Source organism: Cupriavidus sp. HE11, assembly GCF_056097175.1.
Map to the genome: position 1 here is coordinate 607,799 of NZ_CP184464.1, position 12,570 is coordinate 620,368.

13 protein-coding genes are annotated in these 12,570 nt (G+C 66.7%); 8 read left to right on the plus strand and 5 right to left on the minus strand.

Annotation, left to right across the window (positions count from 1 at the left end):
* Positions 1–24: 24 nt before the first annotated feature.
* Positions 25–255: a hypothetical protein gene (locus tag ACOABP_RS02790; RefSeq protein WP_474226868.1), complete on the plus strand. Its 231-nt coding sequence runs from the start codon at positions 25–27 to the stop codon at positions 253–255.
* 24 nt (positions 256–279) lie between these two features.
* Positions 280–738 (plus strand): MEKHLA domain-containing protein, encoded by a 459-nt coding sequence (locus tag ACOABP_RS02795; RefSeq protein WP_474226869.1) that lies wholly within the window; start codon positions 280–282, stop codon positions 736–738.
* Between the two features lie 154 nt (positions 739–892).
* Here the strand turns inward: ACOABP_RS02795 and ACOABP_RS02800 are convergent, their stop codons facing one another.
* From ACOABP_RS02800 to ACOABP_RS02815, 4 genes are all read right to left on the minus strand, one after another.
* Positions 893–1,510, minus strand: coding sequence for a DUF6932 family protein (locus ACOABP_RS02800; protein ID WP_474226870.1), 618 nt, complete (start codon positions 1,508–1,510; stop codon positions 893–895).
* A gap of 183 nt (positions 1,511–1,693) precedes the next feature.
* Complete coding sequence (locus tag ACOABP_RS02805; protein WP_474226871.1) at positions 1,694–3,295, minus strand: rhodanese-related sulfurtransferase; 1,602 nt, start codon at positions 3,293–3,295, stop codon at positions 1,694–1,696.
* On the minus strand, positions 3,292–3,906 hold the full coding sequence (locus ACOABP_RS02810) for a cysteine dioxygenase family protein (protein WP_474226872.1): 615 nt from the start codon (positions 3,904–3,906) through the stop codon (positions 3,292–3,294). The genes ACOABP_RS02805 and ACOABP_RS02810 overlap by 4 nt, the downstream gene beginning before the upstream one ends.
* 86 nt (positions 3,907–3,992) lie before the next feature.
* Positions 3,993–5,201 carry an acyl-CoA dehydrogenase family protein gene (locus ACOABP_RS02815; protein WP_474226873.1) on the minus strand — a complete coding sequence of 403 codons (1,209 nt, stop codon included), beginning with the start codon at positions 5,199–5,201 and terminating at the stop codon, positions 3,993–3,995.
* A 202-nt stretch (positions 5,202–5,403) separates the two neighbouring features.
* Between ACOABP_RS02815 and ACOABP_RS02820 the strand changes: the two genes are divergently transcribed.
* The 6 genes from ACOABP_RS02820 (at position 5,404) to ACOABP_RS02845 (ending at position 11,462) form a co-directional block, all read left to right on the plus strand.
* Entirely contained in the window at positions 5,404–6,495 is a 1,092-nt protein-coding gene (locus ACOABP_RS02820) for an LLM class flavin-dependent oxidoreductase (protein ID WP_474226874.1), read from the plus strand.
* A 36-nt stretch (positions 6,496–6,531) separates the two neighbouring features.
* Positions 6,532–7,554, plus strand: coding sequence for an ABC transporter substrate-binding protein (locus ACOABP_RS02825; protein ID WP_474226875.1), 1,023 nt, complete (start codon positions 6,532–6,534; stop codon positions 7,552–7,554).
* Between the two features lie 15 nt (positions 7,555–7,569).
* Complete coding sequence (locus ACOABP_RS02830; RefSeq protein ID WP_474226876.1) at positions 7,570–8,616, plus strand: ABC transporter permease; 1,047 nt, start codon at positions 7,570–7,572, stop codon at positions 8,614–8,616.
* Positions 8,610–9,392 carry an ABC transporter ATP-binding protein gene (locus tag ACOABP_RS02835; RefSeq protein WP_474226877.1) on the plus strand — a complete coding sequence of 261 codons (783 nt, stop codon included), beginning with the start codon at positions 8,610–8,612 and terminating at the stop codon, positions 9,390–9,392. Before ACOABP_RS02830 ends, ACOABP_RS02835 begins: the two co-directional genes overlap by 7 nt.
* Positions 9,393–9,413: 21 nt before the next feature.
* Positions 9,414–10,628, plus strand: a complete 1,215-nt coding sequence (locus ACOABP_RS02840) for a c-type cytochrome (protein ID WP_474226878.1) — start codon at positions 9,414–9,416, stop codon at positions 10,626–10,628.
* A 120-nt stretch (positions 10,629–10,748) separates the two neighbouring features.
* Positions 10,749–11,462: a hypothetical protein gene (locus ACOABP_RS02845; RefSeq protein WP_474226879.1), complete on the plus strand. Its 714-nt coding sequence runs from the start codon at positions 10,749–10,751 to the stop codon at positions 11,460–11,462.
* On the opposite strand, the gene waaC is transcribed toward ACOABP_RS02845, so the two are convergent.
* Positions 11,435–12,454, minus strand: a complete 1,020-nt coding sequence (gene waaC / locus ACOABP_RS02850) for a lipopolysaccharide heptosyltransferase I (protein ID WP_474226880.1) — start codon at positions 12,452–12,454, stop codon at positions 11,435–11,437. The two genes, ACOABP_RS02845 and waaC, sit on opposite strands and share 28 nt — an antisense overlap.
* Between the last annotated feature and the right edge of the window lie 116 nt (positions 12,455–12,570).

Genomic DNA, 12,570 nt, shown 5'->3' on the forward strand with positions numbered 1-12,570 from the left:
GGAAGCGACCAAGAAAACATGCCAATGTCCAAGACCACGAAAAAGAAGTACCTCAAGGCCCTGAACCGGAGCCTGAAGAAAGAAGCTGGCAAGGATTTCGGGTCGAGCTTTGTCTTCTATCCGATCGGCGCAAAGCCCAAGGATGCCACCGGCGTGACCGCCAGCGATGCGGCCAATCCGCAAGAACTGAAAGTCATGGAGGTCGTCCAGGCACGCGTGTTCGCGGAGTTCAGCAGCGCATCCGGGGCTGCCTGACAGCTGGCTGGAGGTTTGTCGTCCTTGCTTCCCCGTTACAGCGACCCCGCGTTCTACGCGCTGCTCGCCAGCAGCTACGCACGGCTGCTTGGCAAGCCACTGGTGCCACAGCCAATGCCCATGGCCGAGGCCGCCGCATGGCTCTACGAGACGGCGCCCTTCGCCATCCTGGCCCATGACATCGCGCCCGACCCGGTTTTCATCTACGGCAACAAGGCCGCCCAGGAGCGCTTCGAATACGACTGGGACGAAATCACACGCCTGCCCTCGCGGCTATCGGCCGAGGCGCCGAACCGAGAGGAACGGCAGCGGTTTCTTGAACGGGTGCAGCAGCACGGTTACGAATCGGGCTACAAGGGCGTACGCATCACCAAGTCGGGACGCCGCTTCATGATCGAGGAAGCCACGCTGTGGCAGATATTCGATGCCGACGGCGTGCTACACGGGCAGGCCGTGATCATTCCGCGGACGCGGGATTTGTGAGGGCGGCGCCGGCACCTGGGCCTGGACCACTGCCAGCTCCTCAAGCACCTGATTGAGTCGATACTCGAGACTGACGCGCGTAATCCCCTCCGGCAGCGACTTGATCATCCTCATGAGAAAGTTTCGGTCTGCATACAGCCGGTTGATCTGATATTCAGTCATTTGTCAGTCCTTTGAAATGCAGTTCAGCGGTATCGGAATTCGCGCGCTGCGTCAGCCGACACGCGGCCGCATCAAGGACGTCATGCGCCGAATCATCCAGGGCGGGATCAAGATCGATCTCCAGGAAGCCTTTCCACTGCAAGCTTCGACGATGTGACCAGAGGCTGTACCAATAGGTCGACAGGCAGATCAGGTCCCGCATGGAAATGGTGGAGTCGACCCAATAGCTGTCCACCATGAATCGCCTTTTCACGAACTGCTGGTCAAGCAGATACCTTGGTACCCGCTTCACAAGCATCTGATCGTGGTCGTCCAGGAACGTCACGACGTCGATGTCGCGCGGGACGCGCCACTCCAGCGTTTCGATGTCCTCGGAAAAACTGCCGTCGATCCATTGGAAACCGCTGCGGACGCCGGCTTCGTGCAACGCCTTCCTGAACGCCAGCAGTCCTTGCAAAAGCTTGCAGCGATGCAATGACGTGGCAAATCGCTCGACCAACGCAATCAGCGATACGTTGTAAGGCGACCGTTCCATACTCACCGGATGGAGCCCATTCACCGGCGGCAGCACCCGCTCCTCGGTCCACGCGGGTATCGGTACGACATCCATGGATTGACCCCCAGTTGCTGCGGCCCCTGCCTGTCGGATGAGAAAGGCGGTGCCGTGTTTTCGATGGGGGATCTTCACACGTATCGGCGTAAACTTCTGTGCCCAAATGGAACATTCCTGCTGCATTTGGGCATGGCACCCTGCGTTGCACAGGGGCCTTGCCTTTGCGCAATGCGAACTGGCTCAAGCCACCTCGAAGAAATGCGTGCCGTCGCGATCGAGTTGCGCGATCAGGCCGAATTCCCAGTCGAGATAGGCCTGCATGGCTGCGGCCGCGTTGTCGGTACCCTCGTAGGGACGACGGTATCGGTCCGAACGCGGCACGGCCAGGCGTGTCTCGCCTTGCTCCACCGGCAGGCCTGCGTCAAACCACGCCGCGTTGCCGCCCTCCAGGACAAACACGTCCGCTGCTGTCAGGGCCTGCAGGTCCACTGCCGCGAACCGCGCCAGCAGGCTCGACCCGCACGTCAGTACGTAGCGGCGGGCCGGCGGAATCTGGCGCAGTGCCTGGGCCAGTTGCGCCCGGATCGCGTACCACGCACCGGGGATATGGCGCTTTACGTAGTTGGCGCTGGCCGTCACGTCGATCACCGCGACGTCTCCGGCTTCCAGCCAGCTCGACAGCGTTGCTGGCGAGACCGTGGCCACCTCCGGCGTGGCGGGACGATTCGCCGCAGGCGCTCCGCGCTCGCTGCGCTGGGCGTCGCCAACCGGTTCCACGACGAAGACATCCCACCCCATCTGGGCCAACCACGACGCGCTCATGTTCGCGCGCACATCGTCGTCATCCGCCAGCACGATGCGTGCGCCGCGCACCGGCGCATTGTGATCGGTTTCCTGCACCAGCTGGCCGCCCGGGGCACTGGCAAAGCCGGGCAGATGACCATCGGCATATTCCTCGGGCGTGCGCACGTCGAAGCGGTACACAGTGCGCCCCGGTGCGTCCAGCGATGCCAGCGCCCCGAGCGCAATGCGTTTCACGCCTGCCTTGTCGGCGATGGCGCGAGCACCCGTGCGGGCATGCTCCAGATTGCCGGCGCCCACCTGGGCCGGTGCCCGGCGGCTGGCACCGTGCGACAAGGTCTGTCCCGCCAGGGTCCAGCCGATCGTGCCGTTGCGCAGCGCTGCCACCGGATTCGGAATGCCGGCATTGATCAGCGACTGCGTGCCGATAATGCTGCGCGTACGGCCCGCGCAATTGACGATGACCTGCGTGCCAGGGTCGGGCGCCAGCTCACGCACGCGCAGCACCAGCTCCGCGCCGGGCACGCTGGTCGACGTGGGTATGTTCATGGTCTGGTACTCGTCGAAGCGGCGTGCGTCGACGATCACCACATCGGCCTTGCGGTCGATCAGCGCCTGCACCTCGGTGGCGCTCAGTGAAGGCGTGTGCCGCCTGGCCTCCACCACTTCCCCGAACGACTTGCTGGGCACGTTGACGTCGCGAAACACTTCGCCACCACCGGCAATCCATGCGCCCAGACCGCCGTCGAGCAGCGACACATCGGTATAGCCGAGCGAACGCAGCACGCCGGCAGCACGCGGCGCCAGGTCCTGGCCGTCATGCTCGCCATAGACCACGATGCGGGTGTCGCGTCGCGGAATGCGGGTCCACGCTTCCAGTTCCAGCTTCGACAGCGGAAAGTTGGCCGCCCACAGCGGATGCTCTTGCGCGAACGGATCTTCCTCGCGCACATCCACCAGCGCGATCTCGGTGCGGTCCAGCAATGCCTGGCGCACCGCCTGGCTGGTCGTGACGGGAAACGGATGGCTGGCTGCGGTCATGATGCGACGGATTCCTTCGAGCGGTCCCAGGGGTTGGGCAAGGTGGTATTGGAGTAGCCGGAGATGAACGTCTTGGTGCCGCCGGCCTCCGGATAGACATGGCGGCTTACCGCGCCAATATTGGCGCCGTAGACATGGATGCTGATCGATACGCGGTCGTCGAAGGCATTGTGAACGCGGTGGATATCGCCCACCGTGGGCGACACGGCCTCCACCTGACCCGGTTCCAGGCGCACCGGCTGGCCCTCCGGGCGCGGCACGCCGTCGCCGCCAATCGCATACGACTGCGCGTACTCGGCGCCGCGCAGCATGCCGATCAGGCCCCACACCGTATGGTCGTGGATTGGCGTGCGTTGCCCGGGCCCCCAGACAAAGCTGACGATCGAGAACCGTTCGGCGGAGTCGCAGTGCAGCAGCATCTGCTGGTAGTACTCGGGATGGGGCTGCGCATAGCTGTCGGGCAGCCAGTCGTCGCGCGCCACCAGCCTGGCGAGCAGCCGGCCGCCTTCTGCAAGAATACGGGGCTCGTCCGGCTGCTGGTCCAGCAAGGCGGAAAAGGCGGTGATGAAGTCGCGTAGCGGCGCCAGCGCGCCAGGTAGCGTCTCAGCCATGGCTTGTCTCCAGATTACGTGTGCCGTCTAGGCTGCGGCACATCGCACACAACCATAGCACGGCGGGCAGTTGTCGGCACGCCGGTTCAGGCGCCCAGCGCCACGCGTCCGGCGGCGGTGAGGATGGCGTCGTTCTGCGGGGTGTGGATACGGCTGCAGAGCACGTCGCGATAGTGGCGTTCCAGCGGGTTGTGCCGGCTCAGCCCGTGATTGCCCGACAATTGCAACGCCAGTTCCACGGCGCGGATCGCGTTCGACGTGACGGTGTACTTGAGCAGGCCGCTGTCGGCCGGCAGCGGCGGCGCGCCGGCATCGCTGCGGGCGGCAATGTCGTCCAGCAGCACCTGGTTCACGCGCAGCAGCGCGGCGATCTCGCCAACCGCCTCCTGCACGCGCGGCAGGCTCGCCAGCGGCTTGCCAAGGCTGCCCGGTGCCCGCTCGCGCACGAACTGGCGGATCCAGTCGAAGCCGGCACGTGCCACGGCGTCGTACAGACTGCCCAGCAGCGCCACCATCCACGCCTGCTGATCGGCATTGGCGTCGATATCCGCCTGGCTGCCGCCGGCCGGCGCCCAGGCCGCGGGCGGGCGGATGTCCACGGCGTTTTCCAGCGGAATCCAGACATCTTCGAAAACGGTCTCGTGGCTGCCTGACGCGCGCAGCCCGAGGTGGTTCCAGCTTTCGATCACGCGGATGCCGGGCGTATCGGCGTCTGGCTTCGGCACCAGGAAGATACCCACGCGCGGCTCGGGCTCGTGCGTGCGCGCCCATACGGCCAGCCAGCGCAGGGCCGGGATGCCGGTGGTGTAGAGCTTGTGGCCGCGCAGCCGCCAGCGGTCGCCCACGCGCGTGGCGACCGTGCCGGGCAGCCCGCCGCGTGCCGGCGAACCGAGCTCCGGCTCCACGCGCAGCGAGTTGATCAGGCCGCCCTGCTCCACGGCACTGCGGAACACCTGCTGGCGCACCGCGTCCGGCCAGTGCGAATCGGCGCGGCCGATGGCCCGATGCTGCAGGTAGGTCATCGTCAGCACCAGCGCGGTGGCCGCATCGCCACCCGCCACGCCCGCGACGATGCGCCGCGCTTCGGCCAGCCCCGCGCCAGCGCCGCCATGCGCGGCCGGCACTACCTGCGCGATCAGGCCGTAGCGGTGCAGCAGCGCGAAATTGTCGTGCGCAAACGTGCCATCGGTGTCATGGACGGCGGCGGTGGTGGCAAAGCGCGCGGCCAGTTCGGCCAGCACGTCGTCCAGCCGTGCCGCCGGGGTGGGCAGGCGATGCAGGGATGACGAAGACATGGATTTCCTTCGGGGGGATGGGATCAGGCGCCACATAGCGTACCGCCGCATGCCGGACGTTGATAACGACGCATATCGCATATCGAGCGGCGGTTTTTGCTGCATATGGAGCGGCGTTTTTATTCGTTGGGTCTGCGGGCGCGGGGGCGTACGGTTCTCGTCCATACCCGTACCCCATCCAGGCAAACCAGGAGCGCCACGCATGAGCGTCAATTTCATCGGCATGATCCAGAGCCAGAAGCAATCGGAAATCCATCCGCCCGCCGGGCCCGTGATCGATCGCGACTATGTGCGCACGTTTGCGCAGGCCCACGAGCAGGCCGGGTTCGACCGCATCCTGGTGCCGCACCACTCCACCGGCCCGTCCGCCACGCTGACCATCTCGTACGCAGCCGCGGTGACGGAGCGGATCCACTTCATGCTGGCCCACCGCCCCGGCTTCACGTCACCCACGCTCGCCGCGCGCCAGATCGCCACGCTGGACCAGTTCAGCGGCGGCCGGCTCGGCGTTCACTTCATCTCGGGCGGCTCGGACGACGAACAGAAGCGCGACGGCGACTATCTGGACCACGACCAGCGCTATGCCCGTACCGACGAATACCTGGGCATCCTGCGGCGCATCTGGACGGAGCCGCAGCCGTTCGACCACGCGGGCACGTTCTACCGCTTCGAACGCGGCTTTTCCGAGGTCAAGCCGGCACAGCAGCCCCATGTGCCGATCTACTTCGGCGGCGCGTCCGAGGCAGCCATTGCCGTCGCCGGCAAGCATGCCGATGTCTATGCGCTGTGGGGCGAGTCGCTCGACCAGGTGCGCGAGCTGACCACGCGCGTGCGCGCCGAGGCGGCAAAGCACGGCCGCGAGGTCAACTTCTCGGTGTCGTTCCGGCCCGTGCTGGCCGATACCGAAGAAAAGGCGTGGCAGCGTGCCGGCGACATCCTCGAACGCACCCGCGCACTACGCGTGCAGGCCGGCTACAGCCGAGGCGGCCCCCAGCAGAGCGAAGGCGCACGCCGGCTGCTTGCCGCGGCCGAACAAGGCGACCGCGTCGACCAGCGCCTGTGGACGGCCATCGCGCGGGAAACGGGCGGCCGCTCGAACTCCACGGGCCTGGTCGGCACGCCGGAACAGGTAGCCGATGGCCTGCTGGCGTACTACGACCTGGGCGTCACCACCTTCCTGATCCGCGGCTTCGATCCGTTCGAAGACACCGTCGACTATGGCCGCGAGCTGATTCCGCGCGTGCGCGAGCTGGTGGCACAGCGCGATGCCGAACAGCGCCGTCGCGCCGCCTGAACCACCCACACCAACAACAACGGGGAGCGGGAAATCATGAGCCAGAACACCTTCCAACCTGATCAACCTGATGCACTCCGCCGCAGCGTCCTGCGGCTCGCCGGCACGGCGGCCATCGCCGCACCGGCCCTGATCCTGGGCCGCCAGGCCTGGTCCGCGCCGCGCAAGCTGACCTTTGCGTGGAACCAGAACTCGTTCTGCCTGACGCCGATCGTGGTGGCCCAGGAAAAGGGCTTCTTCGAGAAGAACGGACTGCAGGTGGACCTGATCAACTACAGCGGGTCCACCGACCAGCTGCTGGAATCGATCGCCACCGGCAAGGCCGATGCCGCCGTGGGCATGATCCACCGCTGGCTTAAGCCGCTCGAAGCCGGCTTCGACGTCAAGATCATCGGCAGCTCGCATGGCGGCTGCGTGCGGCTGGTGGGCGCCAAGGCCGCCGGCGTGACCAACCTGCAGGCGCTCAAGGGCAAGACCGTGGGCGTCAGCGACCTGGCCGCGCCCGGCAAGCATTTCTTCACGATCCTGCTGGCGAAGAACGGCATCGACCCGGATCGCGACATCACCTGGCGCCAGTACCCGGCCGACCTGCTCGGCGTGGCCGTGGACAAGGGCGAGATCCAGGCGATTGCCGACGGCGACCCCAACCTCTACCTGCTCGAGAAGCGCACCAACGGCGCCTACGTGGAACTGGCGACCAACCTGACCGGCGAGTACGCGCGCAAGGTCTGCTGCGTGATCGGCGCCCGAGGCGAACTGGTCCGCAACGACCGGCCCGCTGCGTCCGCGCTGGCACGCTCGATCGTGCAGGCCACCGACTACGTCAACGAGAACCCGAACGAGGCGGCCAAGGTCTTCGCCAGGTACTCGCCCAAGATCAGCACCGAGGACCTGCGCAAGCTCTATGCGTCGCTGACCTACAACCATCACCCGACCGGCGTGGACCTGCAGGAGGAGATCGCGTTCTACGCCGGCGATTTCCAGCGCATTGGCGTGCTCAAGAAATCGACCGATACGAAGAAGCTGGCGCAGCACGTCTACGCCAACGTACTTGGCTAACCCGGGAGAGCCGACATGGCAACCTCGCACCAAACGCTTGATACACCCCTGCCACTCGCCGGATCGGCCGGATCGGCCGACGCGGCCCGCACGCCGTCGAGCGTCTGGCCCATCGGCATCGTTGCCGCGCTGGCATGGGGCGGCTTCGGCGCGCTCACGTGGCGCTGGCCGAACAAGGTGGCCGGCTTTTCGGACTGGGCCTATACCGAGGAACTCGGCATCGCGGTGCTGGTGGCCGCCGCTGCGCTGCTGGTGGTGGCGCTGGCGGGCGGCTACGCAGCTCCGTTGCGCCGGGTGCGGCAGACACTGCGGCATGCCGGGCCGTGGCTGGTGGCGCTGCCGCTGGTCTTCGCCGCGTGGGAAATCCTGACCGCCAAGACCGCGCTGCTGCCCACGCCCTTCTTCGCCCCGCCGCAGGCGCTGATCGAGGTCTATATCGACGACTGGCGTCGCCTGGGCGACAGCGCACTGAACACGCTGAAGCTGCTCGGCTTCGGCGTGGCCTACGGCGGCGTGGCCGGCTTCCTGATCGGCGTGTCGATCGGATGGTCGCGCCGCATCGGCTACTGGGTGCATCCGGTGCTGCGCGTGCTGGGGCCGCTGCCCTCCACCGCACTGCTGCCGCTGACGTTCTACTTCTTCCCGTCAAGCTATTCGGCGGCCGTCTTCCTGATCGCGCTGGCGACGGCATTCCCGGTGGCAGTGCTGACCTGGTCCGGCGTAGCCAGCGTCAACAAGAGCTATTACGACGTGGCCCGCACGATGGGCGCGTCCGAGGTCTTCCTGGTCTTGCGCGTCGCCATCCCGGCGGCACTGCCCCAGGTATTCGTGGGGCTGTTCATGGGGCTGGGCGCGTCGTTCTCGGTGCTGGTCACGGCCGAAATGATGGGCGTGAAGTCGGGGCTGGGCTGGTACCTGACCTGGGCACAGGGCTGGGCCTCGTACGTGAACATGTATGCCGCACTGATCGTCATGGCCCTGCTGTTCTCGGGCGTCATCACATTGCTGTTTGCCGTGCGCGACCGCGCACTGTCATGGCAGAAAGGAACCGTCAAATGGTAGTGGCCGCATCGGAATCCACGCGTGGCGCCCGGATCGATATCCGCGCCGTCAGCCATGCCTTTGGCGATGGCGACAAGCAGTTGCCGGTGCTCGACAGCGTCAACCTGAAGGTGGCGCCGGGCGAATTCGTCGCGCTGCTCGGCCCCAGTGGCTGCGGCAAGTCCACGTTGCTGCGGCTGGTGGCGGGGCTCGACAGCCCGTCGCAGGGCCAGATCCTGCAGGACGACGCGCCGATCGACCGCCCTGACCCATCGCGCATCGTCGTTTTCCAGGACCCCACGCTCTACCCATGGCGCCGCGTGCGCGACAACGTCGCACTGGGCCTGCAGGCCCGCGGGCTGCTGCGCCGCGAAGGCCATCGAGTCGATGCCGCGCTCAAGCGCGTGGGGCTGGAGGCCTTCGCCCGCGCGTTTCCGCACCAGCTGTCGGGCGGCATGGCCCAGCGCGTGGCGCTGGCCCGCGCGCTGGTCAACGATCCCCGGCTGCTGGTGCTCGACGAACCACTCGGCAAGCTCGATTCGCTGACGCGCCTGGCCATGCAGAGCGATCTGGTGGCGCTGTGGCAACGCGCGGGGTTCTCGGCGCTGCTGGTGACGCACGATGTGGAAGAAGCGCTGTTCCTGGCGCAACGCGTGATCGTGTTCAGTCAGCGGCCGGCCCGCATCACCGCCGAGATCCCGGTCGACCTGCCCTACCCCCGGCATCGCGGCGATCCGCGACTCACCGAACTGCGGCACGAAGCACTGCGGCACCTGGGTCTCGATGCCAGCTGGTAACGCTCTCCCCCGGCACGCGCCATGACCGCGCCGCCGCCCCAGGCATGGCTCCATGCGCTGCTGCGCCTGGTACAGGAGACCCAGCTTGCGCTGCTGCAGGTCTGGCACGCGCTGGGCTGGTCCGGCGATCTTCATGGCCAGCCTGCCTGGCCGTGGTCCCACCGCATTGCCGGCGAAACCCTGCTGATCGACCTTGGGCTGGCGCGCCAGTTTGGCTTGTCCGTACTGGCCGTCGTGCTGGCGCTGGCCTGCCTGGCCGTGGCGCTGTGCTGGCGCAGGCGGCGCATGGCGTGGCTGGGCATCGGCACCCTGGCGCTGGTGGCGGCACCCTGGCCATCGCCAGCGTTGCTGGTCACGCCTGCGGCACCCACAAGCTTCCACCAGAGCCCCACGCGATTCGCCGTGGACGCCATCGCAAACGGCGCCCAGGTCTACGCCCGGCATTGCGTGGCATGCCATGGCGCCGACGGCCGGGGCGAAGGCCCGCTGGCGGCCATGCTGTCACGCTGGCCGCCCACCTTCCTGAGTCCGCTGCTGGGTCGACGTGCCGAAGGCGAACTGTTCTGGCACATCGTGGCCGGCATGCGCGACCGCAACGGGCATACGACGATGCCTGCCTTCGGCAATCAACTTGACGACGCGCAGGCTTGGGCCGTGATCGATTATCTGAAGGCGCTGGCCGCCGGCACGGGCGGCGCCGAGCAGGGAAGCTGGCCTGTACCGTTGCGATTGCCCGAAGTGATGGTCCGCTGCGGCGAGGCCGCACCGCGCGCGCTGGACGACTGGCGCGGGCACCAGCGCGTACGCGTGACGGCATTCGACGGTTCACCGGCAATGCTGCCCTTAGACGATCCACGCTTTCTGACGCTGCTGGTCACGCGCGATGGCCGACCGCCGTCGGCGATTCCCGATTTCCGCGCCGGCTGCGTGGCCGCATCCGTGCAGGCCTGGCCGGCATTCGCGCGGATTGCGGGGGTCGACCCGGCACGGTTGTCTGGCACAACATGGCTGGCCGACCGTGACGGCTGGCTCCGGGCGCTGGCAACGCCCGGGGACAACGGATGGAGCGACGCCAGTCTGGTCTGCACGGCGGGACAGTCGACACGAGACGGTCCGGGCAGCCCCGGCACTGACATCGGCACCGGCCAGCGCCAGCCGCCCGATGGCCTGACCGCGCTGCTGCTGCGGATGGACGCGGAGCCCGTGCGCTTTGTGCAAGGCGGGCTGATCCACTGACTGGCGGGCCGGCCGAGAGGCGTGCTGGATTGCGCAGCGTCAATCCGCTGTCAGGACGAGAAATTTCCGCGCCAACAATTAGAAATGTCCTAACGACGTCGAACAGCACGGCGCGTAGCGTTGAACGCTTACCCCAAACGCTACGCCTTGAATACGATGTCGCTGGAACTGTCACCCGCCAATACCGAAAACGGCTACGGAGCCGATGCGGGCCTGCTGAAAACCTGGACGGGACACTATGCCGCGTCGGCCGGCCTGTTCGAGGTCAGGCCCCGCTATCTGCCGCGCGATGCGCGCCCCATCCTGGACGAGGATCTCGATTGCATCATCGGGTACCACCGGCGTTTCGGACTGCGCAGCCATCTCTACGATCTCAACGGCGACATGTTCGCCGTTTCGGAAGACCTGTCGAGCCTGCCGCCGCCGGAAAAGCGTGACCCGCTGGTGGTGGTAGGCGGACTCTGGCGTGCCAACGTACGCGGCCTGACCGCCGTGGGGCTGACGGGAACCGGCGCGGCGCTGGCGCCGGCCACGCTGGCGCAGCTGCGCACCCGGTTTGCCCGTCTGGCGCAGTCGTCGCTGCTATATCGTGGGGCAGCCCTGGCGCGCATGGACGATCCGCAGCGCTTTGTGCCGGTGCATATCCTGCGCCTGGCAATGCGTCACGGCGAAGCCACGGCCGCACCGCCGGCGCTGACCCGCGCGTCGCGCTACCTGACATGCATGCTGATCCGGCGCCAGCCGTTCATGCTTGACCTGGTCACCATGAACGGCAATACGACGATTGTGGATTTCGAATACTGGCGTTACGTCGATGCGCTGCCGGCGGCCTGAAGCGGTGCGCCGCCCACGGGCACAGGGCTGGCATGGGTGACGTAGTCGATGGCCCGCTGCACTTCGTCGACCGAAGGCGGTGCGCCGTTATCGCCGACCGACACCGACTGGCCCGGCTTGTTGACGCCAAAATGGGGGCTCGACGTGGCAGTGAACAGCATGACCGTCGGTTTGCCCAACGCATCCGCAAGATGCACAAAGCCCGTGTCCATGCCGACGACCAGCGCTGCAGCGTCCACGCGCTGGGCACATTCGGTGATCGACATGCGCGGCAGGACCTCCGCACCGGGAATGGCCGCTGCCAGTGCCTGGGCTTCCTGCTGCTCCTTCTGCGAGCCCCACGGCAACTGCACGCGGTAGCCGCGCCGGGCCAGCTGGTGCCCGATCTCGACCCAGTTGGCCTGTGGCCATTTCTTGATATCGAGCGACGTCGCGTGGAACAGCAGCGCACGCGGCACGCCGTCGGTGTTCAACGGCGTGGCCGGTGCCGGTATCCGCAGTTCGGCCGTCTCGTGCGGCTCGATGTCGTAGCCCAGTGCGTTGGCTACCACCATCCGCATCTTCTGGCGGCAGTTGGCATCGCCATGGGGGCCGAAAATCTCGGTGTAGGCGAACACGGCCTTTTCTTCGCCGAGAAATTCGGCCGCATAGCCGAGGCGTCGCTTTGTCCGTGCCAGCCGGGCGGCGATGGCGCTCTTGTAGACACCATGAACGTCGATCGCCACGTCATAGCGTTCGCGGCGCAACGACATCAGCGCACCGATGATGCCGCGCAGGTCGCGCCATTTGCGGCCGTTCTTCTTGAACTGACGCAGGGGCGGCGCGATGACGCGGTCGACGCCGACCGCCCAACTGGGGATATCCGCGCACGACGCGTCGGCAATCCAGTCGATTTTGGCCTCCGGATAGGCACGGCGCAGGTCATACAGCAGCGGCAGGGTGTGCACCATGTCGCCAAGCGACGTGATCTTGATAAGCAGGATGCGCTTCATGCAGGGGCGGCTTGATTGAGCGAACGCGGCCGGATTTGCCGCGTCGGAAAGGCGCTAGTATGCCCCAGACCGCCGCCCCCAGCGCGTGACGAATATGTAATTGATTGCACACATCT